The sequence below is a fragment of the Chelativorans sp. AA-79 genome (assembly GCF_029457495.1).
Taxonomy (GTDB): Bacteria; Pseudomonadota; Alphaproteobacteria; order Rhizobiales; family Rhizobiaceae; genus Chelativorans.
Genome location: NZ_CP120361.1, coordinates 3,282,494 through 3,303,173, shown reverse-complemented (window position 1 = coordinate 3,303,173; position 20,680 = coordinate 3,282,494). Strand labels below are relative to the sequence as shown.

The 20,680-nt window shown below is 64.5% G+C and carries 20 protein-coding genes; 8 read left to right on the top strand and 12 right to left on the bottom strand.

Features of this window, described 5'->3' with window-relative positions:
* Positions 1-37 precede the first annotated feature (37 nt).
* The 4 genes from PVE73_RS16155 to rpsF all read right to left on the bottom strand — a co-directional run bounded on the left by PVE73_RS16155 (position 38) and on the right by rpsF (position 3,063).
* Entirely contained in the window at positions 38-1,291 is a 1,254-nt protein-coding gene (locus PVE73_RS16155) for a cyclopropane-fatty-acyl-phospholipid synthase family protein (RefSeq protein WP_277363223.1), read from the bottom strand.
* 271 nt (positions 1,292-1,562) lie between these two features.
* On the bottom strand, positions 1,563-2,180 hold the full coding sequence (gene rplI, locus PVE73_RS16150; protein WP_277363222.1) for a 50S ribosomal protein L9: 618 nt from the start codon (positions 2,178-2,180) through the stop codon (positions 1,563-1,565).
* 197 nt (positions 2,181-2,377) lie between these two features.
* A complete protein-coding gene (gene rpsR / locus PVE73_RS16145; RefSeq protein ID WP_011581252.1) occupies positions 2,378-2,626 on the bottom strand; it encodes a 30S ribosomal protein S18 in 249 nt (82 codons plus the stop codon).
* Positions 2,626-3,063: a 30S ribosomal protein S6 gene (gene rpsF, locus PVE73_RS16140; RefSeq protein WP_277363221.1), complete on the bottom strand. Its 438-nt coding sequence runs from the start codon at positions 3,061-3,063 to the stop codon at positions 2,626-2,628. The genes rpsR and rpsF overlap by 1 nt, the downstream gene beginning before the upstream one ends.
* Before the next feature lie 337 nt (positions 3,064-3,400).
* Between rpsF and PVE73_RS16135 the strand changes: the two genes are divergently transcribed.
* Positions 3,401-4,522 carry a lysozyme inhibitor LprI family protein gene (locus tag PVE73_RS16135; RefSeq protein WP_277363220.1) on the top strand — a complete coding sequence of 374 codons (1,122 nt, stop codon included), beginning with the start codon at positions 3,401-3,403 and terminating at the stop codon, positions 4,520-4,522.
* A 5-nt stretch (positions 4,523-4,527) separates the two neighbouring features.
* Here PVE73_RS16135 and PVE73_RS16130 read toward each other — a convergent pair whose 3' ends face one another.
* Both PVE73_RS16130 and PVE73_RS16125 read right to left on the bottom strand, forming a co-directional pair.
* Positions 4,528-5,289, bottom strand: coding sequence for an ABC transporter permease (locus tag PVE73_RS16130; protein ID WP_277363219.1), 762 nt, complete (start codon positions 5,287-5,289; stop codon positions 4,528-4,530).
* Positions 5,286-6,212, bottom strand: a complete 927-nt coding sequence (locus PVE73_RS16125; protein ID WP_277363218.1) for an ABC transporter ATP-binding protein — start codon at positions 6,210-6,212, stop codon at positions 5,286-5,288. Before PVE73_RS16125 ends, PVE73_RS16130 begins: the two co-directional genes overlap by 4 nt.
* 261 nt (positions 6,213-6,473) lie before the next feature.
* Here PVE73_RS16125 and fabD point away from each other — a divergent pair, with 261 nt between their 5' ends.
* The 7 genes from fabD (at position 6,474) to gmk (ending at position 12,909) form a co-directional block, all read left to right on the top strand.
* Complete coding sequence (gene fabD, locus PVE73_RS16120; protein WP_277363217.1) at positions 6,474-7,415, top strand: ACP S-malonyltransferase; 942 nt, start codon at positions 6,474-6,476, stop codon at positions 7,413-7,415.
* 31 nt (positions 7,416-7,446) lie between these two features.
* Positions 7,447-8,184 (top strand): 3-oxoacyl-[acyl-carrier-protein] reductase, encoded by a 738-nt coding sequence (fabG, locus tag PVE73_RS16115; protein ID WP_277363216.1) that lies wholly within the window; start codon positions 7,447-7,449, stop codon positions 8,182-8,184.
* 240 nt (positions 8,185-8,424) lie between these two features.
* Entirely contained in the window at positions 8,425-8,661 is a 237-nt protein-coding gene (locus PVE73_RS16110; RefSeq protein WP_011581104.1) for an acyl carrier protein, read from the top strand.
* Between the two features lie 43 nt (positions 8,662-8,704).
* Positions 8,705-9,961 (top strand): beta-ketoacyl-ACP synthase II, encoded by a 1,257-nt coding sequence (gene fabF, locus PVE73_RS16105; RefSeq protein WP_277363215.1) that lies wholly within the window; start codon positions 8,705-8,707, stop codon positions 9,959-9,961.
* A 186-nt stretch (positions 9,962-10,147) separates the two neighbouring features.
* Positions 10,148-11,326 carry an endolytic transglycosylase MltG gene (gene mltG / locus PVE73_RS16100; protein ID WP_277363214.1) on the top strand — a complete coding sequence of 393 codons (1,179 nt, stop codon included), beginning with the start codon at positions 10,148-10,150 and terminating at the stop codon, positions 11,324-11,326.
* A gap of 36 nt (positions 11,327-11,362) precedes the next feature.
* Positions 11,363-12,250 carry a YicC/YloC family endoribonuclease gene (locus PVE73_RS16095; protein WP_277363213.1) on the top strand — a complete coding sequence of 296 codons (888 nt, stop codon included), beginning with the start codon at positions 11,363-11,365 and terminating at the stop codon, positions 12,248-12,250.
* A 2-nt stretch (positions 12,251-12,252) separates the two neighbouring features.
* Positions 12,253-12,909 (top strand): guanylate kinase, encoded by a 657-nt coding sequence (gene gmk / locus PVE73_RS16090; protein WP_277363212.1) that lies wholly within the window; start codon positions 12,253-12,255, stop codon positions 12,907-12,909.
* A gap of 20 nt (positions 12,910-12,929) precedes the next feature.
* On the opposite strand, the gene rsmA is transcribed toward gmk, so the two are convergent.
* The 6 genes from rsmA to lptF form a co-directional block, all read right to left on the bottom strand.
* Positions 12,930-13,757, bottom strand: a complete 828-nt coding sequence (gene rsmA, locus PVE73_RS16085; RefSeq protein ID WP_277363211.1) for a 16S rRNA (adenine(1518)-N(6)/adenine(1519)-N(6))-dimethyltransferase RsmA — start codon at positions 13,755-13,757, stop codon at positions 12,930-12,932.
* Complete coding sequence (gene pdxA / locus PVE73_RS16080) at positions 13,754-14,794, bottom strand: 4-hydroxythreonine-4-phosphate dehydrogenase PdxA (protein ID WP_277363210.1); 1,041 nt, start codon at positions 14,792-14,794, stop codon at positions 13,754-13,756. Before pdxA ends, rsmA begins: the two co-directional genes overlap by 4 nt.
* 20 nt (positions 14,795-14,814) lie before the next feature.
* Entirely contained in the window at positions 14,815-15,753 is a 939-nt protein-coding gene (locus PVE73_RS16075; protein WP_277363209.1) for a peptidylprolyl isomerase, read from the bottom strand.
* A 96-nt stretch (positions 15,754-15,849) separates the two neighbouring features.
* The gene (locus tag PVE73_RS16070; RefSeq protein ID WP_277363208.1) at positions 15,850-18,156 is read right to left on the bottom strand and encodes an LPS-assembly protein LptD; all 2,307 of its coding nucleotides are present in this window, start codon (positions 18,154-18,156) and stop codon (positions 15,850-15,852) included.
* 53 nt (positions 18,157-18,209) lie between these two features.
* Positions 18,210-19,292 carry an LPS export ABC transporter permease LptG gene (gene lptG / locus PVE73_RS16065; protein WP_277363207.1) on the bottom strand — a complete coding sequence of 361 codons (1,083 nt, stop codon included), beginning with the start codon at positions 19,290-19,292 and terminating at the stop codon, positions 18,210-18,212.
* Positions 19,289-20,470 (bottom strand): LPS export ABC transporter permease LptF, encoded by a 1,182-nt coding sequence (lptF, locus tag PVE73_RS16060; RefSeq protein WP_277363206.1) that lies wholly within the window; start codon positions 20,468-20,470, stop codon positions 19,289-19,291. The genes lptG and lptF overlap by 4 nt, the downstream gene beginning before the upstream one ends.
* Positions 20,471-20,680: the final 210 nt, after the last annotated feature.

The following is a 20,680-nucleotide window of genomic DNA, read 5'->3' as shown; positions in this document are numbered from 1 at the left end:
GGTTGACAGCGAATCACGATCCCGGTGGATTATATTCCTACTCCGCCGCGTCGGGAAAGGCAGTTCCGCCGCCGGGCGCGCCGATCCGTCTTTCGACCTCGCCGATATAGTCGCGCGTCACCGGCAGCGCATCGCGGCGCTTGGTGATCTGGATCTGGAAATTGACCATGTCCTGCCAGCGGAACGAGGCTTCGGACCCTGCGAGGTAGAACTCCCACATGCGCGCGAATCGCTCGTCATAGATCGCGACCGCCTTGTCGCGGTTGGCCATGAAGCGCTCGCGCCAGGCCTTCAGCGTCTCGGCATAGTGCAGTCTGAGGATCTCGATATCGGTGATGATGAGACCGGCCTTCTCGACGGCAGGCACGATCTCCGACAGAGCGGGGATGTAGCCGCCCGGGAAAATGTATTTGCGGATAAAGGCGTTGGTGACCGACGGGCCGGAGGTGCGGCCGATCGTATGGAGCAGCATCACGCCATTGTCGTCGAGAAGCTGGGCGCACTTGTTGAAGAAGGTGCGGTAGTGATTGATGCCCACATGCTCGAACATACCGACGGAGACGATGCGGTCGAAGGGGCCCTTGAGCGCCCGGTAGTCGACGATCTCGAAGCGCGCCCTGTCGGAAAGCCCCGTCTCCTTCGCGCGCCGTTGGGACACCGCATGCTGCTCTTCCGACAATGTCACGCCGAGCACATTGGTATCGAACTGGCGGGCGATGTCGAGACCGAGGCCGCCCCAGCCGGAGCCTATGTCGAGCACCTTCTGGCCGGGCTTCAATGCGAGCTTGGCCATGATGTGGCGCTTCTTGAGCTTCTGAGCCTCCTCCAGAGAAATATCCGGATCGGGGTAATAGGCGCAGGAATACTGCATGTCCTCGTCGAGGAAGAGCTTGTACATCTCGCCCGAGAGGTCGTAGTGGCGCGCCACGTTGCGCTTGGAGCGTCCGGCCGGGTTGAACTGGTGCAGGCGGCGGAAGAGATAGCGGATCCCTTCGCCGAATTTCATGGCCAGGGCTTCCGTGCCGCCGCGCTCGAAATTCTCATAGGTGACCTTCATCAGGGCCAGTGGATCCCCCTCGATGAAGTCCATCTCGCCGTCCATGTAGGCCTCCGGCGCTGCCAGCATCGGGTCGAGCGCGATGGCCCGCTCGGTGCGCCGGGAATGGATGACCACGTGAACGGGTTCGCCTGAGCCGTCTCCGAAGCGGTGCACCTCGCCGTCAGCGTCGGTTATGGCGAGCGACCCGATCCGTATCAGGCGGGATACAAATTTCTGAAGCAGAGGATTCATCGTAGCCTCCGTCTTGGGAGACGCGATTATGTAACAGATAGTTCGCCGTTGAAAAGACTTGGGCTTTTTCGAGGCAACGTCCTGCGGAAAGTCTGCTGACAACCCGCAGGGCATTGAAAGAAAAGGTAATTTCGAGAAGGGCTGCGGACCGCGCGTAGCGTGCCGGCTTGGTTCAAAAATTCTTAAACATTGGCTCAGCCGTGAAGCGGCAGCCGACGAAAAAAGGCCGGGCATCGCTGCCCGGCCTCGCGGAATTGATGTCGGAGCGACCTCAGGCGTTCTCTTCGCCGTCCTGGGCCTCGGCCTTGACTTCGGCCTCTTCCTCCTCCGGCTCCGCGTCGGGATCGAAGAAGGCATCCGGACGGGCACTCTCGTTGACGTCCTCGCCATAGATCGCCTCGGCCGAATCGAGCGTCTCGCCGCGGGCCTGGCGTTCGGCCTCCTCGGTCGAGCGGGCGATGTTCAGCGTGACGGTGACCGTAACTTCCGGATGCAGCGCGATCGCCACATTGGTGATGCCGATGGCCTTGATGGGGTGGTTGAGGTCGACCTGGTTGCGGTTGATCTTGAAGCCTTCCTCCGCCAGGACCTCGGCGATGTCGCGCGGGGAGACCGAGCCGTAGAGCTGGCCCGTCTCGGCCGCGGAGCGGATGACCACGAAGCTCTTTCCGTCGAGCTTCTCGGCCACGCCTTCGGCTTCCGTCCTGCGCTCCAGGTTGCGCGCCTCGAGCTCGACGCGCTGTGATTCGAACTTCTTGCGGTTCGCCTCGTTGGCGCGCAGGGCCTTGCCCTGCGGCAGGAGGAAGTTGCGCGCGAAGCCGTCCTTGACCCGCACGACGTCGCCCATCTGGCCGAGGCGCGGGATGCGTTCCAGAAGAATGATTTCCATGGTTCCGTTTCCTGTATTTGTACCCTGTGCGGGCTCAAAATGGACGGCAGGTCAGGAAACGGGCGCCCGTGAGGCTGGTTCGCTGTCCTGCCGCATGCTGGCAGTTAGGGGCGTGCCGCCCCAACTCGGGTCTTCTTCCCCTCGTTCCGCACCCGAAGCGGGGAGGGTGCGCGGGCGCCGAAACGCCCGCGCCTCGATCACTTCACCACGTAGGGAAGCAGGCCCAGGAAGCGGGCGCGCTTGATGGCGCGCGCGAGTTCGCGCTGCTTCTTCTGGCTCACCGCCGTGATGCGGGACGGCACGATCTTGCCGCGCTCGGAGATGTAGCGCTGCAGGAGCTTCACGTCCTTGTAGTCGATCTTCGGCGCGTTGGCGCCGGAGAACGGGCAGGTCTTGCGGCGGCGGTGAAACGGGCGCCGCGTCGGGATCTGGTTGATGTCGACCATTATTCACTTCCCCCATCTTCGCGCGGACGGCGCGGACGGTCGTCCTCGCGCGGGCGGCGCGGACCACGATCATCGAAGTCGCGGCGCGGGCCGCGATCACCACGGTCGCGATCGTCGCGGCGCTGCATCATGGCCGACGGGCCTTCCTCATGGGCTTCCACACGCACGGTCATGAAGCGCAGGACGTCTTCGGAGAGGCCCATCTGGCGTTCCATCTCCTTGACGGCGTCCGCCGGCGCTTCGATATCCACCAGCGTGAAATAGGCCTTCCGGTTCTTCTTGATCCGGTAGGCGAGGGACTTCAGTCCCCAGTTCTCCACCCGGCCGATCTTGCCGCCGCCGTTCTCGATGACGCCCTTGTACTGTTCAAGAAGCGCATCGACCTGCTGCTGCGAGAGGTCCTGCCGGGCAAGGAATATATGTTCGTAGAGAGTCATACTCTTGCCTTTCTTCAATTCCCTCTGCACGGGCCCCAGCGGCTAAAGCCTCAGCGACTTCTCTTGTCCGGGAGATACCCGGCCGAAGAAAGGCGCGTGTTCGAGACGGTCGAGAGCGGAGACACGGGAGGCGGAAGCCTTTGCTTCACAACGGGCGACAAGCGCCCGGCCCTCCGTTCAGCCCCCGGCTGGGACCGGCAGATCGCGCGCTTATACAGAGTTTTGGGAGGGATGCAAGCCTGCCGCGATCCGTACGGAATCGAGGCGAACGTTAACCCGAACGAAGAAGCCGACGTATATGATACCCCTTTTTCCGGAAGCTGTACCGAGTGAGGCGATGCGTATTTTCTGGTTTGCTCCCTTCCTGTTCCTGCTCGCCGCCGGCTTTGCCCCGATGGCGTACGGACAGAGCTTCGACTGCCAAAAGGCCGAGACTGATACGGAATGGGCGATCTGCAACACGCCGGAACTCGGCAAGCTCGACAGTGAGCTGGCCACGATATACCGCAGGCTTCTGGCTTCCGGGAAAGAAGTGCCCGACTTCAGGAAGAAGGTCGAGCAGATGCAGACTTCGTGGATTCACGGCCGACGCGATCTCTGCGGTGGCGACGTCGACTGTCTGACCACGGCATACAACGCGATCCAGGCGGCGTTGAACGCCCTTCCGCCAGCCGAGGCCGCACCTGCCGGCGCGCAGGCGGAAAACACCGTCGCTCCCGCCTGCGACGGCAGGGCCGACACGAGCGACCCGGCACCCGCCGCCCAGTTCGCAAGGTCCGTCTGCGGCAACCGGGAGATGCTCGAAACGGCACGGCGGATCGACGATGCGGCGCGGGCGCTGCGTCCGAAGTTGCCCGGCGCGTGGCGGACCGCCTTCGACGCGCAGCAGGCCGCTTTCCCGGGGACGCCGAACATGTGCCCGGGCGACGACCAGGCGAAGCTGGACCAATGCATCGCGACTGCGCTGAAGCAGCGGCTGGTGGACATCCAAAGCCTCGCCGCCTTCCTGGAAAGGCCGGTCCGCGACTGCACTCCCGCCGAGATCTCCGTCGAGGACAGCGATATCGGCGATGGCGGCATGTCCCAGAGCATCGCCGTCTATCTGTTCACCTATAAAGGGTCCGACGCCTGCGTGATCCGGGGTTATCCGGCGGTCTCGGTGCTGGACGGGCAGGGCAGGCCGCAACCGGATTTCATCGCCTATTCGGGAGGCACGTATTTCTCGAGGACGCCCGTCCCGCCGCTGCCGGTCGTCCTGTCACCGGAGAGCAGGACCGCCTGGTTCGCGGTCCATACCGCCAGTGCCTGTGATCCGGGAGTGGGGCCGCTCAAGGCGCGCGTGGCGCTTCCCGCCGCGCAGGATTGGATCAGGACGATAGACTATCCCGGCCCAATCTGCCCGAAACTGACCTTCACCCCTGCCGCCATGATCTCGACACTCCTGTCGTCCGTGTATTGACGGCACTACGCCTTGAGCCGGTAGCCCGTCTTGAAAATCCACCAGACGAGGGCGAGGCAGACCACCAGGAAGAGGCAGATCATCGTGATGCTCACGCCCACGCTCACATCCGCCGTCTCGTAGAAGCTCCAGCGGAAGCCGCTGATCAGATAGAGAACGGGATTGAAGAGCGTCACGTTGCGCCAGAATTCCGGCAGCATGTCGATCGAATAGAACGAGCCGCCGAGGAAGACGAGGGGGGTGACGATCAGGAGCGGGATCAACTGCAGCTTCTCGAAATTGTCGGCCCAGATGCCGATGATGAAGCCGAACAGGCTGAAGGTGACGGCGGTCGCCACGAGGAAGAAGACCATCCAGAAGGGATGGCGGATCTCGATCGGCACGAAGAGATGCGCCGTAGCGAGGATGATGAACCCGAGGATCAGCGATTTGGTGGCCGCAGCGCCCACATAGCCGATGACGATCTCCAGGAAGGAGATGGGGGCCGACAGCACTTCGTAGATAGTGCCGACGAATTTCGGGAAGTAGATGCCGAAGGAGGCGTTGGAGATCGAGTTCTGCAGGAGCGTCAGCATCATCAGGCCGGGCACGATGAAGGCGCCGTACTGGACACCCTCGACCTCCTGGATGCGCCCGCCGATCGCCGCCCCGAAGACGACGAAATAGAGAGAGGTGGAAAGCACGGGCGAGACCACGCTCTGAAGCAGCGTGCGCCGCATACGCGCCATCTCGAAGAGATAGATGGCCTTGATGGCTTCGAAATTCACCGTGCTTCCTCCACAAGGCTGACGAAAATATCCTCGAGCGTGCTCTGCTCGGTGTCGAGATCCTTCACGGAGATGCCGGCCCGATTGAGGTCCGCGAGCAGCGAGCCGATGCCGGTGCGCGCGGCCTGCGTGTCGTAGCGGTAGATGAGCCGCCGCCCCTCGTCCTCTATGTCGAGATCGTAGTGCGCAAGCGTTTCGGGAAGGCCGGCGATGCCGTCGATAAGCTCGAGCGTGAGCTGCTTCTTGCCGAGCTTGCGCATGAGCTCCGTCTTCTCCTCGACGAGGATGAGCCGGCCCTTGTTGATGACGCCCACGCGGTCGGCGATCTCCTCCGCCTCTTCGATGTAATGGGTGGTGAGGATGATGGTGACGCCGTTCTCGCGCAGGCGGCGCACGAGCTGCCACATGTCCTTGCGCAACTCCACGTCCACGCCCGCCGTGGGCTCGTCGAGGAAGAGGATCTTCGGCTCGTGCGCCAGCGCCTTGGCGATCATGACGCGCCGCTTCATGCCACCCGAAAGCTGCAGGATCTTGTTGTCCTTCTTGTCCCAGAGGGACAGGTCCTTCAGGATCTGTTCGCAGAGCGCCGGGTCGGCCTTCTTGCCGAAGAGGCCGCGGCTGTAGTTCACGGTCGCCCAGACGGTCTCGAAAGTCTCGACGTGCAGCTCCTGCGGCACGAGGCCGATCAGCTGGCGGGCGGCGCGGAATTCCTTGATGATGTCGTGCCCCTGCACGGCCACCGTACCGGCGGTCGGATTGATGATGCCGCAGACGATCGAAATGAGCGTCGTCTTGCCGGCACCGTTCGGGCCCAGCAGCGCCAGGATCTCGCCGTCGCGGATCTCGAGATCCACGCCGTGGAGCGCCGTGAAGCCGGAATCGTAGACCTTGGAGAGGCCGGAAATGGATATGGCGTTTTGCATGAGACCGTCGTTGGAAGGGAATGAAGGGCACAGGTTCACGCGTCAGGCGGGACGCGGGCAAGCGCCGCCGGCCAAAGCGCGCCACATATAGGCAAGTTGCCGGCCCGTTGCCATAGCGGACCGGTGACAGGCTGACATTTGCTGACAAAACGTCAGCGCAAGCACTTGGCAAGCATCGATGCGTCGGCGCAGCGGGCTTGACGCGGGCGGGCTCTTGCGCCACCACCTGCGCCCCAACGAACATCATATGGAGAACCGCCGATGAGCATCGCCTTCACCTTTCCCGGCCAGGGCAGTCAGGCTGTGGGAATGGGACGCGACCTTGCCGAGGCGTTTCCCGAGGCGCGGGCCGTGTTCGATGAGGTGGATGAGGCGCTCCACCAGCCGCTCTCCAAACTGATGTGGGAAGGGCCGGAGGACGAGCTCACGCTCACCGCAAATGCTCAGCCCGCATTGATGGCGGTCTCGCTCGCGGCCGTCCGTGTGCTGGAGAAAGGCGGACTTCCGCTCAAGGACAGGATAGCCTATGTCGCCGGTCATTCGCTCGGCGAGTATTCCGCGCTCGCTGCGGCGGGCACTTTCTCGCTTTTCGACACCGCCAGGCTCCTGCGCATCCGCGGCAATGCCATGCAGGCCGCCGTGCCGGTGGGCGAGGGGGGCATGGCCGCCATCATCGGCCTGGAGCCAACGGATGTGGAAGCCGTGTGCGCCGAGGCCGCGAAGGGATCCGTCTGCCAGATCGCCAATGACAATGGCGGCGGGCAACTCGTGATTTCCGGCGCCAAGCCGGCGGTGGAGGCGGCGGCCCGTCTCGCCACGGAACGTGGCGCCAAACGGGCGATCATGCTGCCTGTCTCCGCCCCCTTCCATTCCGCGCTGATGGCGCCGGCCGCCGAGCGTATGCGCGAAGCCCTGGCCGAGGTGGCGAAGACCGCGCCGGCGGTGCCGGTTGTCGCCAATGTCACCGTGAGCCCGCTGACGGATCCGCAGCAGATCGCCGACCGGCTCGTCGAGCAGGTGACCGGCCGGGTGCGCTGGCGGGAAACCGTCGAGTGGTTCGGCCGGAACGGCGTGGACACGCTCTACGAGATCGGCTCCGGCAAGGTTCTGACGGGCCTTGCGCGCCGCATCGACCGCGATCTCGACGCGGTCGCCGTCAACACGCCCGCCGATATCGAAACGGTGCTGAAGGCGCTACTCTAGTTTCCGGCTTTTCAGAAAGAGGGACCAAGCCATGTTTGATCTCAGCGGCCGCAAGGCGCTCGTCACCGGGGCCACGGGCGGAATCGGCGAGGCGATCGCCCGCGCGCTGCACGGGCAGGGCGCGACCGTGGGCCTGCACGGCACGCGCGTGGAGAAGCTCGATGCGCTGGCCGGCGATCTCGGCGAACGGGCCAAGGTCTTCCCCGCCAACCTCGCCGACCGGGAAGAGGTGAAGGCACTCGCCGCGAAGGCCGAATCGGAGCTCGGGGGCGTCGACATCCTCGTCAACAATGCGGGCATCACGCGCGACGGGCTCTTCGTGCGCATGAGCGACGAGGACTGGGATGCGGTGATCGAGACCAATCTCACCGCCGCTTTCCGCCTCACCCGCGAGCTGACGCACCCCATGATGCGCCGCCGCTGGGGCCGGATCATCAACATCTCCTCGGTGGTCGGCGTCGCCGGCAATCCGGGCCAGGCGAACTATTGCGCCTCCAAGGCGGGCCTCATCGGCTTTTCGAAGTCGCTCGCCCAGGAGGTTGCGAGCCGCAACATCACGGTCAACTGCGTGGCGCCGGGCTTCATCGAGACCGCCATGACCGACAAGCTGAATGAGAAGCAGCGCGAATCCATCATGGGCGTGATTCCCTTGAAGCGCATGGGAACGGGCGAGGAAATCGCCGCGGCCGCGGTCTATCTCGCCGCGAACGAGGCGGCTTATGTGACCGGTCAGACGATCCATGTGAACGGCGGCATGGTGATGATCTAGCAGGCTCCCGCGTGCCGCAGGGAATGCAAAGCCGGCCGGTGAATCCGGGGCGAAGCTTTGCTCTCCCGCCCATTCATGTTATGCGGCGCGCCGAAAACGCAGGTGAGTCGGCGCCCGTTCCGGCGGGAAGCGGACGCAATGAAGCTTGGGAAGCCGCTGACCCGGCCATCTTTTCAGCTTGATTAGCGTCAAACCTGCCGCTAACGAAGACCGGAAATTCATGAAGTCGAGGGTTCCCACATGAGTGATACTGCAGAGCGCGTCAAGAAAATCGTTGTCGAGCATCTCGGCGTGGACGCCGACAAGGTGACCGAACAGGCCAGCTTCATCGACGATCTGGGCGCCGACAGCCTCGACACCGTTGAGCTGGTCATGGCTTTTGAGGAAGAATTCGGCGTTGAAATTCCCGACGATGCGGCCGAGACCATCCTGACGGTCGGCGACGCCGTGAAATACATCGAAAAGGCCACCGCCTGAGCGGCGTCTTCACGCACGACCAGGAATGCGGGGCAAATCAGGAATGAGACGCGTCGTCGTCACTGGTATGGGGCTTCTCTCGCCGCTCGGCCTTGGCGCGGAGCAGGCATGGAAGAAGCTTCTTGCCGGCAAGAGCGGGGCCAGGCGCATCGACACCTTCGAGGTCGATGACCTGCCCTGCAAGATTGCAAATATCATACCGCGCGAGGGCGAGGGTGCATTCGACCCGGAGGCGTTCCTGGAGCCGCGCGAACTGCGCAAGGTGAGTGATTTCATCACCTACGGGATCGCCGCCGCCGACCTCGCTCTGGCCGATTCGGGTTGGGAGCCGAAGACCGAGGAGGAGCGCTGCGCGACCGGCGTTCTCATCGGCTCCGGCATCGGTGGCATCGACGGGATCGCCGAGAATGCGCTCATCCTGCGTGATCGCGGGCCTCGTCGTATCAGCCCCTTCTTCATCCCCGGCAACATCATCAACCTGGTCTCAGGGCAGGTGTCGATCCGTCACGGGCTCAAGGGCCCGAATCACGCGGTGGTCACCGCCTGCTCGACCGGCGCGCATGCCATAGGCGACGCCTCGCGGCTGATCATGCTGGGCGATGCGGACGTGATGCTTGCCGGCGGCGCGGAATCGCCCGTCACACGGCTTTCGATCGCCGGTTTCTCGGCATGCAAGGCGCTCTCCACGAGTTTCAACGACACGCCGGAGAAGGCCTCACGACCCTATGACCGCGATCGTGACGGGTTCGTCATGGGCGAGGGCGCGGGTGTGCTGGTCCTGGAAGAGCTGGAGCATGCCAAGGCGCGTGGCGCCAGGATTTATGGCGAGGTGGTGGGCTACGGCCTCTCGGGCGACGCCTACCACATCACCGCGCCGGCCGAGGACGGCGACGGGGCGTTCCGCTGCATGTCGGCGGCGGTGAAGCGCGCGGGGATCACGCCCGCCGATATCGACTATATCAATGCACACGGCACCTCCACCATGGCCGACACGATCGAACTGAAGGCGGTGGAGCGCCTTGTCGGCGATGCGTCCGGCAAGGTCTCGATGTCCTCCACCAAGTCCTCGATCGGCCATCTCCTGGGTGCTGCCGGCGCGGCGGAGGCCATCTTCTCAATCCTCGCGATCCGCGACAATGTGGCGCCGCCCACGATCAATCTCGACAATCCGGAAGCCGAGACGGCGATCGATCTCGTGCCCAACAAGCCGCGGGAGCGGCGGATCGACGTGGCGCTTTCCAACTCCTTCGGCTTCGGCGGCACGAACGCGTCCCTGGTGTTCCGGCGTTACGACGCCTGATCTCGGGCCGGCTGGCTCCGGCGGCGGATTCCCGGTGTGAGCGGGGGAGGCGGCCGGGATGCAGCACATGATCGGTTCGGCGGGACCTTTGTACCGGATGCCGGAAAATTGACGCTATTGTGCGTCAAATCGTGTAGATGATTCCGCCACAAAAACGCGTTGCATAATGATGGGGATTCGCTCGAGGTGACTGACCGGAAAGATCAGCCTTCAAGAACCTTCGTGCTCAGGTCGGCGCGCGAGACGCTGCGTCCGGAGGCAGGCACGCCCCCGCCGCCGAAGCGCTCGCGCCACTCTCGAAACCAGTTCGTCGTCTTCCTGAACTTCGTCATCTCCTCGATCGTCTTCGTGCTGGTGGTGGCCGGCATCGCCTTCTATGTCGGCAAGCGCACCTTCGACGGGCCAGGTCCGTCCACCACCACCGAAACGGTGATGATCAAGCCCAATACGGGCGTGCGCGAGATTGCGCGGACGCTGGAAAGCGAGGGGCTCATCAGCGATGCCCGCGTGTTCCTTCTCGGCCTTCGCGTGCACGGCGCCGACAGCAGGCTGAAGGCGGGCGAATATGAGATCAAGGCCGGCGCCTCCATGCGCGAGATCATGGAGCTTCTGGAGAGCGGCAAGTCCGTTCTCTATTCCCTGACCATCCCCGAGGGGCTCACGGTGGCGCAGGTCTTCGACAGGATCGCCGGGACGGAGGAACTGTCGGGCGAACTCCCCGAGGAGCTTCCACCCGAGGGCAGCCTTGCCGCCGACACGCTTCGCTTCACGCGCGGGCTTTCCCGCACGGAGGTCGTGGAGCGGCTGCAAGCGGATCAGGAAGAGCTGGTGAAAGGCATCTGGGAGCGCCGGGCGGAGGATCTTCCGCTCGATGACATCAACGAGTTCGTGACGCTCGCCTCCATCGTGGAGAAGGAGACCGGCCGCGCCGACGAGCGCTCGCGGGTGGCCGCCGTCTTCCTCAACCGGCTGAAGCGCGGCATGCGGCTGCAGTCCGACCCGACGGTGATCTACGGCCTCTTCGGCGGCGAGGGCAAGCCATCCGGCCGCCCGATCTACCGATCGGATCTCGACAAGAAGACGCCCTATAACACCTATCTGGTGGACGGACTGCCGCCCACGCCGATCGCCAATCCGGGCCGGGCCGCACTGGAGGCGGTGGCCAATCCGTCGCGCACGGACGAGCTCTATTTCGTCGCCGACGGCAATGGAGGCCATGTGTTCGCGACCTCGCTCGACGAGCACAATGAGAACGTGGCGCGCTGGCGCAAGATCGAGCGGGAAAGGGAGGCGGCCGCTGCCGCGGCAGAGCCGGCCTCCGGTGCGGCGGAGAGCCCGGAGGATGGCGAGGAGAGCGCAAACTGACGTGCTCCTTCGCGGAAGGAATCAGAGGCGGGCGGGATGACGATACAGAGCATGACGGGCTTTGCCCGTGCTTCCCTCGAGGACGACGTGGCGGCGGTGAGCTGGGAACTCAAATCCGTCAATGGCCGCGGGCTGGAAGCGCGGGTGCGCCTGCCGCCCGGCCTTGAACGGCTGGAGCAGCCGGCCAAGCAGCGCATCGCGAAACGCTTCTCGCGCGGCAACATCCAGGCCGGCCTGTCCGTATCCCGCGGCGCGGCACTGCGGCGCCCTGTCGTGGACGAGGACCTTTTGGACGAGCTTGCCCGGCTTTCCCGCAAGTTGCAGGAGGAGCACGGGACAGCCCCGGCGCGGGCCGATGGCCTGCTGGCGCTGCGCGGAGTGATGGACCTGCCGGACGCCGGCGACGACGACGAGACGGGCGAGCGGCTGGATGCACTCGCGCTTGCCGCACTAGACCATGCGCTCGATGATCTCCTTGCCGCCCGCCGAGAGGAGGGGGCGTCGCTTCGGCCCGTTCTCATGGATCGGATTGCAGCGATCGAGGCGTTGACGGAAAGGGCCGAGACAGATCCGTCCCGGGACCCCGCCACGATCCGCCTGCGCCTTCAGGAGCAGGTGAAGCTCCTGATGGATGCCGCCCCCGCGCTGGATGAGGCGCGCCTGCACCAGGAGGCGGCTTTCCTCGCCACAAAGGCCGATATACGCGAGGAGATCGACCGCCTGAAGACGCACGTCGCCGCCGCGCGCACCCTGATCGAGGGTGACGGGCCGGTGGGGCGCAAGCTCGATTTCCTTGCACAGGAATTTAACCGGGAATCGAATACGCTGTGTTCGAAATCCAATGCCTCTTCCGTGACGGCGATCGGCCTCGAGCTCAACGTGGTGGTCGACCAGTTTCGGGAGCAGGTGCAGAATCTGGAGTAGGAATGGAGCCCGCCTCGCCATCCGCCGCCATCCGCCGCCGGGGCGTGATGCTGGTGCTGTCCTCGCCTTCGGGGGCGGGCAAGTCCACCATCGCACGCAGCCTGCTCGAGAATGATGGCGGGTTCGAGCTGTCGGTGAGCGTGACGACCCGTCCGCGCCGTGCCAGCGAAATCGAGGGCGTGCACTATCACTTCAAGACCATGCACGAGTTCGAGATGCTGCGCGACGGCGGCGATCTTCTCGAATGGGCGGAAGTCCACGGCAACTGCTACGGCACGCCGCGCAAGCCGGTCGAGGAGGCGATCGCGGGAGGACGCGACATGCTGTTCGACATCGACTGGCAGGGCGCGGCACAGCTCCGCGAAAAGATGCCGGCCGACATCGTTTCCGTCTTCATCCTGCCGCCGACCATGAAGGAACTGCTGGCGCGGCTGACGCGGCGCGCCGAAGACACATCCGACATCATCGAGCGGCGGCTGAAAAATGCCCATCGCGAGATCGAGCAGTGGCGCGACTACGACTATGTCGTCGTGAACGACGATCTCACCCGCGCCTTCAACTCGGTCCGCTCCATCGTCGTCGCCGAGCGCCTGCGGCGCGAGCGCCGGCCGGGGTTGGAGGAATTCGTGAAGGGGCTTCTGACGGAGCGGCCGGAATAGTATCCTGCGGTTTGCTGCGCTCATATCGCCCGGGCCAGGCGGACGAATTCCTCCACTGAAAGCGTCTCGGCGCGTCGCGTGCCGTCGATGCCGACTTTTTCCAGGAGACGTTCGCCGCCGAGCGATTTCAGGCTCTGGCGCAGCATCTTGCGGCGCTGGCCGAAGGCAGCCTCGGTGGTTCGTGCGAGCTTGCCGATATCGGCCGGGAGCGGCTCGGGTCGCGGCAGGATCCGGACCACGGAGGAGGTGACCTTGGGCGGCGGCGTGAAGGCCTGTGGCGGCACGTCGAAGGCGATGCTGGCTTGCGTGCGCCAGCCGGAGAGCACGCCCAGCCGGCCGTAATGGCTGCTTCCCGGCATCGCCACGACGCGCTCCGCCACCTCGCGCTGGAACATCAGCGTCATGGATTCGTAGAAAGGAGGCCATATCTGTGGCGTAAGCCAGCGGATGAGCAGTTCCGTGCCGATGTTGTAGGGCAGGTTGGCGACGATCTTCACCTCGCCCACCCCCTCGGCCAGCGCGGCGAAGTCCGTCTTCATGGCGTCGCCCGCGACGATTTCCAGGCGGCCGGGATAATGTGCGGCGATTTCCTCGAGCGCTGCGATGCAACGGTCGTCTCGCTCGATGGCCACCACGCGCTTGGCGCCTTCCATGAGCAGCGCGCGCGTGAGCCCGCCCGGCCCGGGCCCTACCTCCAGCACGGTGGCATTCTCCAGCCGCCCCGCCGCGCGCGCGATGCGTCGGGTCAGGTTGAGGTCGAGGAGGAAATTCTGGCCCAGCGCCTTTTTGGCGAAAAGTCCGTGCCGCTCGATCACCTCGCGCAGCGGCGGCAGCCCGTCCATGCTCATGCGCTGCGCTTCGCGCTGTTGTCGGCGAGGATACGGGCGAGCTTGAGCGCCGCGATCAGGCTGTCCGGCCGGGCAATTCCCTGGCCGGCGATGTCGAAGGCCGTGCCGTGATCAGGCGAGGTGCGGATGAAGGGAAGCCCGAGCGTGACGTTCACCGTATCGTCGAAGCCTATGGTCTTGACCGGGATCAGCGCCTGGTCGTGATACATGCACAGCGCCACATCATACTTGCTGCGGGCTGCTGCGTGGAACATGGTGTCGGCGGGGAGGGGACCGAACGCGTCGATGCCCTTCTTCCGCAGCGCCTCGATCGCTGGCGCGATGACGTCCGCATCCTCGCTGCCCATCGAGCCGCCTTCGCCCGCATGCGGATTGAGACCGGCGACGGCAAGGCGCGGGGAGGGAATGCCGAAACGCTCCTTCAGGTCGCGGGCGACGATCTCCCCCGTCTTCTCGATCAACCCGGCGGTGAGGCTTTTTGGCACCCCGGCGAGCGCCTGGTGCACGGTGACGGGCACGGTGCGCAGCTCCGGCCCCGCCAGCATCATGACGGGCGTGGCTGATGCGCCCGCGACCTCCTCTGCCAGATGACCCAGGAACTCCGTATGCCCGGGAAAGCCGAACCCGGCGTCGTAAAGCGGTTTCTTGGCGATCGGGCAGGTGACGACGGCCGCCGTATGCCCTGAAAGCGTGTCCTCGACAGCGCGCCGGATCGCTTCGATGACGCCTGCCGCATTCACCGCGGATGGGAGGCCGGGCGTATCCACAAGCCGGTTCTCGATAGGCACTATCGGCAGGGCCTCGGAAAAGCGGCTCCCCGCCTCTTCTGGTGCGATCTCGGCGATGGGAATATCGAGACCGAGCCGCCGGGCGCGCGCGGCAAGAAGCGCAGGGTCGCCCAGCACGTAGAAGGGAGGAAGCGCCGCAGCCTTCCTCCCTTGCCAGGCGAGAAGCAGGATTTCGGGCCCGATTCCCGAGGGATCGCCGACCGTCAGCGCCAGGGCAGGTGCGGAATCCGTTCGCGCGGCGAGCGCCATGATTGCGACCCGGTCTTCTCTCAGCGGCGGACGATACGAGCCCTTTCGCGCAGCTGGGTAGTGTACTCCTTCGACATCTGCTCGAAGGATTCATCGCCCTCTTCCTGGTTCTGGAACACCATCTTGGCCACGTGGTCGTCGGAGACCTCGCGCGCGCTGCAGATGCCGATGAACTCGACGCCGCGTTCCGTCTCGCGAATGGGCGTGGCGCCGCCGGGACGGGTGTTGGAAATCTGCTCCTTCCACTCCGGCGGCAGCTCGGGCGCAAGCACGCGGCCCATGTCTCGCACGGTGACGTCGATCAGCCCCTTGGCGAATTCCACCGTGTTGGCGCAGCCGTTGAAGCGGTCACGCATGGCCTGCGCCTCGCGCTTGCGTCGCGCCATGATCTGCCCGCGCTGGGCGGCCGGCACGACAAAAATGACCTGCTGCAGCATATATTCGGTCGCCGTTGGCTTCTCCCCGCCCTGCTGCAGCATCTTCTGCACCACGTCCTGCTCGGAAAGGGAGGTGCCGGCGCGCGAACGGCCCTGCATCACGCGGCCCCAGCCGATCTGGGTGCGGATGAACTCCTTGAAATGGTCCTTGGTGACCCCTGCCTGTCCCAGTATCTGGTCGAGCTGCGCGGTGGTCATCTTGTTCGACGAGGCGAAATTCGCATAGGACTGGTCGACCATCGCCTGCGTGATGTTCACGCCCACGCGCGCCATCTCCTGCTGGCGCAGCGTCTGGTCGATCATCTCCTCCGCGGCCAGTTCGCTGATATTGCCCTTGCGCTGCATGAGCCTGAGAAGCGCTGCGCGCCGTTCGACGTCGTAGCTCGTGATGGGACGGTCATTGACGACATAACGGATCTCCGTCGCCTCGGAGGGGAGAATGGTCGCAGCGCCCACCCCCAGCACCAGCATCGCCGCCAGCGCCATCATGGCCGTCGACCGGCATATGCTCCGCACCGACATAATCTCCCTTTCCTTCATCATTTCACACGAAAAGAAACCAACAGTGATAATAGCATCACTTTTTTGATAGGCGAAACTGTGACGTCTTCTGCCGCGCTACTGTGCGGTGAAAGATGACAGACCGGCCGAAGAACTTCCGAAATCTCCGAGCGTGCGCAGCGAGATGGTGAAGCCGAAGCTGTTCTCCCGCTCTCCGGTGACCCCGTCGCGCTCTTGCGAGAAGGACATCAGATAGGTGAAGCACTCGTCGTCATAGGCAAAGCCGAAGGAGTTCTTCACGAGCGTCCTGCTTTCGATGTCGAAGGTTCCCGACGCGAAGCCGCGCCAGTTCTGGTGGAAGCGGATCGAGGCATGCCCGCTAACCTCCTGCCGGTCCTCGTCGAACCCGTAGAGCGGCTGGGATTCGATGAAGGCATACTGCAGATTGGCGGTCACCGGCCCCACCGCACCGCCCGCCCGCACATCGGCACGCTTGAGATCGAAGGTCTCCTCGTCCAGCCGCACGCCCGTCGAGAAGGCAAGACCGTTCGGCAGCGAGACCCCGACCAGTCCGACATAGTCTGATACGTCCGTCTCAAGCCCGGAATAGGCGCCGACATTCACCAGATCCGGCGAATCGTAAGGATTGTCGCCCGCAAGCTGATAAGATTGGCCAAAGAGGCCGTGCGCAGTCCAGCCATTTGCGAAACTGCCCGAGTAGCGGATACCCAGATTGGCGCGCGTGCCGCCTTCGATGCGGTCATAGCCCGAGAACTTGTCGCGTTCGAAGAGCGTGGTGGCGTCGAACACGAGCGACTGCGCATCCTCGTTCGGGATGCCGAGCCTGTCGTGATAGGGCTCGTCGGGCCGCGCGAAGAGCTGGGCCATGGGCTCGATGATATGCGCGGAGCCGGCCGCCGAGAACAGGATGGGCCACCGCGCTTCGATGCCCGCCGTCGCCATCGAGCGGTAATAGGCCGACCGGACCTCGCTCTCGGTCGTCATGCCGTTGATCGTGAAGCTCTGGATCTGGCCGACGGCGTTCTGCGAGTAGTCCGTGAAGATGGAATCACCGCGCGCATGCAGGATGGGCGTGACCACGAGCCCGGCGCTCGTAACGAAGGAGCGCCGCCACTCGGCCTCCGTGGTGAAGCGGCCCGAGTTCCCTTCCAGTCCCTGCAGCTTGGTTCCGTACATGCCCTCGTCGCGATAGAGCGACTGCGCGTTCACGTCGATGGTGAGTTCGCCGCCGGCGACCGACCTGTCGGGCGTGTACGAATAATCGAGATTGGGCAGGACTAGCGGCTGCGCGTCGTTGCGTCCACCTGTCACCGCGCTCTCCTGCACCTGGAAACGGTAACCCCTCAGGTCGAAATAGTTCCGGTCGTCGAGACCGGTGAGATAGACTTCCGACCGGTGCACCGCTTCCGAATAGCCTTCGATATCGTAGCTGCGGGAGAAGTTCTTGTCCGACTGGACCATGATGTTCCAGCCGGTCGACCAGCGCGGGTTGATCTGGAAATCGCCCTTGGAGGCCACCATGCCGCGGTCGGTCTCGTTGCCATCGACCTCGGTGGTGGCCCATTCTTCCGGATTCCGCTGGCGGATGCCTGCGATCCGGAGATTGTACTGGCCGTTGTTGAACTGCTGGCGCCACTCGGCTTCGCCCAGGAAACCCTGTTTGGTGTAGCCCGTCACCGAGACGGTGAGATCGAACGTGGGAGACAGGGCGAAATAATAGGGCACCTTGAGGCCATAGCCGCGCTCGCTTCCGCCGAGCACGCTGGGCATCAGGAAGCCGGACTTGCGCTCCACCGTCGGGTCGGCCACCTCGAAGAAGGGCAGATAGGCAATCGGCAGGCCGAACATCTCGAAGCGCGCGTTCTGGAAGCGCACGGTCTTCCGCTCGCCGTTCCAGATGATCTTCTGCGCCTTGATCTGCCAGAGGGGCGGGCGGTTCGGGTTCTCCTCGCAGGGCTCGCAGGCCGTGTAGACGCCCTTGTTGAAGGTGGTGATGCGCCCGCCCTCGCGCTCCGCGCTCTCGGCGCCGAAATAGGTCTTTTCGATCGTCTCGACCCTGAGCGCGCGGATAAAGCCTTCGCCGAGATCGTCCGTGAGGTCGATCTCGTCGGCATGATAGCGATTGCCGTCCTGATCGATGATCTCGACATTGCCGCTGCCGATCACCCGGGAGGTGGTCCGGTCGTAGGTGACGCGCTGCGCCACCACCCGATAGCCGCCATATTCGATCTGCACGCCGCCGACGGCGGTGATGGTGTTCCTGTCGTTGTCGTAGACCAGGGTGTCGGCGGCAAGCAGCATCTGCGCGTCCTGTGGCAGATCGCTCTCGTCGATGCCGGCCACCTGGGCCGCTGCGACAGAAGCGACCGCCACGATGGCGATGATCGCGACACCGGTTGTCATCCGCAGACGCGCCAAGCGGGCGGCTGCGCGGCCTCTAAGCACCGCAACCCCCACTAGCCGTCCTCCCTGAACAAAAGGAAAGTAACCCCAAAAAACATTGCCACCATGACCGGAGTCCACGCCGCAACCGGAGGCGGCACGAAACCGGCGTCGCCAAACGCCCTCACCAAAACCGAAATCACATAAAGCAGAAAGCCGGCGAGGACGCCACCGAGAATCACAGTGGCTGACTGGCCCATTCGCGTAAATCTCATGGAAACCGTCGCGGCGATGAGCGTCATGGCAATGAGAAGCGGCGGCAGTGTGATCAGGGAATGAAGCTGCATGGAAAAGGCGTTGGCGCGCAGGCCGAAAGAGTGAGCCGTGTCGATCATGCGGGGGAGGGCGAAGATGGAGACCGCCTCCGGGTCAGTGAGCTCCTGGCCGACGAATTCCGGCCTGAGATTCGTCGTCACCTCGGCTGATTCGAGTCGCTCCGGCGCGCTGCTGCCGCGTCGCCGCACCACGTCGACAAGTTCCCAGTGGCCCTCGCGCAGGAAGGCGGCGGCGGCGTCGAGCCTCTCGGTGATTCGGCCGTCGCGGATGATGAAGAAGACAGGCCGCACGAGCTCGGTGCCGCCCGCAAGCGCCGCATCGGCGCCGATCACCGTCTCACCCTGATCGGTTCGCTGCTTGAGCCACCTTTCGCTCTCCGCGTTGGAGGAGGTGCGTGCGCCGCGCACGGTCGCCTCCAGCTCCTGCGCGCTCGAGAACGACTTGGCGGCGATCGGGTTCAGCACCAGCACCGTCAGCAGGCCGAAGACGAAGGCGCCGAGGGCGATCGGGGTCAGGAACTGCCACGCAGAGATGCCCGCCGCCCGCGCGATCACCAGCTCATATTTGCGGTTGAGGCTGATGAGGGTCGCCATCGCCGCGACCAGCCCGATGAATGGTACGGCCTGCTGCATGATGATGGGCAGCTGGAGGGCGGCAAGCCCGAGCGCCCAACTCGCCGAAAAGCCTTCCAGGTCGCCGGCCCGCCCGGTGATCTCGGTGAAGGTCACCACATAGACGAGGGCAGCGACGCCGATGAAGTTCCACGCCGTGATCGCGGCGTAGCGGCGAAAGAAATAGCGTCCGAGGGTCGGGCCGATCATGCGCGCCCTCTTGCCGCCGGGCGCAGGCGGCCGATCGAGGTTCCAATGCTCTGGAAGCGGGCAACGAGCTTTTCCGTCCAGCTTGTGGGCAGTTCCATGACCCGGTGCGTGGCGATGAACCAGCTGCAGATCGCGATCGCGCCGAGCGGGACCGCGTAGAGGACGAAGCTGAAGAACGGCGTCGTCTCGGCCTCGTTGCCGGCATAGAAGCCGGCCCACCGCACCAGCAAGCCGATGGTCATGGTGGTGACCATGGGGTGAAGGCGCGTTTCGCGGAAGGAACGCGCGTCACCGGCAACAGCGATGGCGATCAGCGCGAAGACGATCGAGTAGAGCCATTCCGAGAAGCGCATATGCAGCTCCGCCCGGAAGCTCTGCGGATTGTTCGCGTAAAAGCTGTCGCTGGGGTCGGGATCTAGGAGCTCGGGCAGATACCGGTCTTTCGGGTAGAGCGTCGGTACGCCGTCGCCGCTCGAAAATTGCGAGAGGTCGAAGGCATAGGAATCGAAACGGATCACCGAGACGTCACCGTTGGCCGCTTCCCGCTGCACCTCGCCGTCGAGCAGCACGAGAATGCTGCCGTTCTCCCGCTCCACGGTGGTGCCGCGTTCTGCGTGGTAGACGAGCTTCATGTTCTCATCGCGCGTGTCCGCCACGAAGATGCCGCCGAGTTCGCCGTTGGGCAGCCGTTCGGAAATCTGCACGAACAGCCCGTCATCCACCTTCTGGAAGGACCCTTCCCGCAGCACCGTGGTGATCAGGTCCGCGTTGGCGTTGGCCAGGATCACGCGCATGCTCTGGCGCGAATAGGGCTCCAGCGTGTTGTTGATGGCGAAGCCGGCGATGCTCGCCGCGATGGCGATGAGGAGTAGCGGCCGGATGATCGTGGCGCGCGGGCTGCCGGCGGCGCTGATCACCGCCAGCTCCGAATCGGCGTTCATCGTCGCAAGCGTATGGGCGACCGCGATCCCGATGACGAAAGGCAGGATGACGGGCACGACCGCTGGCAGTGCCAGGAGGGCCACCATGAAGAAGGTGGCCGCCGACTGGCCGCTGGAGGTCACGAGGTCCAGCCGGTTGAGCACCTGCGTCGTCCACACGATGACGAGCAGCCACACGAGCGCAGCGGCGGAAATCGCCACCGTGCGGCGCAGGATATAACGCTCGATCACCTTCATCGGCCGACTTTGTTCCCCGTGTTGATGGCCCAACTAGGGCACGGCACGTGTTTTGAGGCACGCGGGAATCTCCCCGTGCGGAGTGGTACAACACGACCCTTCCGCCGCGGAAGACGCAGCAGGCAATCGTCCCCGCGCCAATCTGTCGCCGACAGGCCTAAGGAAGCGGAAAGGAACACGGTTAACGAAAGCTTAGCCGCGACGCTGAAA

Bases quoted from the DNA above. Each gene is read 5' to 3' on its own strand.
- PVE73_RS16155 (WP_277363223.1), bottom strand. From the start codon at position 1,291: ATGAATCCTCTGCTTCAGAAATTTGTATCCCGCCTGATACGGATCGGG.
- rplI (WP_277363222.1), bottom strand. From the start codon at position 2,180: ATGGAAATCATTCTTCTGGAACGCATCCCGCGCCTCGGCCAGATGGGC.
- rpsR (WP_011581252.1), bottom strand. From the start codon at position 2,626: ATGGTCGACATCAACCAGATCCCGACGCGGCGCCCGTTTCACCGCCGC.
- rpsF (WP_277363221.1), bottom strand. From the start codon at position 3,063: ATGACTCTCTACGAACATATATTCCTTGCCCGGCAGGACCTCTCGCAG.
- PVE73_RS16135 (WP_277363220.1), top strand. From the start codon at position 3,401: ATGCGTATTTTCTGGTTTGCTCCCTTCCTGTTCCTGCTCGCCGCCGGC.
- PVE73_RS16125 (WP_277363218.1), bottom strand. From the start codon at position 6,212: ATGCAAAACGCCATATCCATTTCCGGCCTCTCCAAGGTCTACGATTCC.
- fabD (WP_277363217.1), top strand. From the start codon at position 6,474: ATGAGCATCGCCTTCACCTTTCCCGGCCAGGGCAGTCAGGCTGTGGGA.
- fabG (WP_277363216.1), top strand. From the start codon at position 7,447: ATGTTTGATCTCAGCGGCCGCAAGGCGCTCGTCACCGGGGCCACGGGC.
- PVE73_RS16110 (WP_011581104.1), top strand. From the start codon at position 8,425: ATGAGTGATACTGCAGAGCGCGTCAAGAAAATCGTTGTCGAGCATCTC.
- fabF (WP_277363215.1), top strand. From the start codon at position 8,705: ATGAGACGCGTCGTCGTCACTGGTATGGGGCTTCTCTCGCCGCTCGGC.
- PVE73_RS16095 (WP_277363213.1), top strand. From the start codon at position 11,363: ATGACGATACAGAGCATGACGGGCTTTGCCCGTGCTTCCCTCGAGGAC.
- gmk (WP_277363212.1), top strand. From the start codon at position 12,253: ATGGAGCCCGCCTCGCCATCCGCCGCCATCCGCCGCCGGGGCGTGATG.
- rsmA (WP_277363211.1), bottom strand. From the start codon at position 13,757: ATGAGCATGGACGGGCTGCCGCCGCTGCGCGAGGTGATCGAGCGGCAC.
- pdxA (WP_277363210.1), bottom strand. From the start codon at position 14,794: ATGGCGCTCGCCGCGCGAACGGATTCCGCACCTGCCCTGGCGCTGACG.
- PVE73_RS16075 (WP_277363209.1), bottom strand. From the start codon at position 15,753: ATGTCGGTGCGGAGCATATGCCGGTCGACGGCCATGATGGCGCTGGCG.
- PVE73_RS16070 (WP_277363208.1), bottom strand. From the start codon at position 18,156: ATGACAACCGGTGTCGCGATCATCGCCATCGTGGCGGTCGCTTCTGTC.
- lptG (WP_277363207.1), bottom strand. From the start codon at position 19,292: ATGATCGGCCCGACCCTCGGACGCTATTTCTTTCGCCGCTACGCCGCG.
- lptF (WP_277363206.1), bottom strand. From the start codon at position 20,470: ATGAAGGTGATCGAGCGTTATATCCTGCGCCGCACGGTGGCGATTTCC.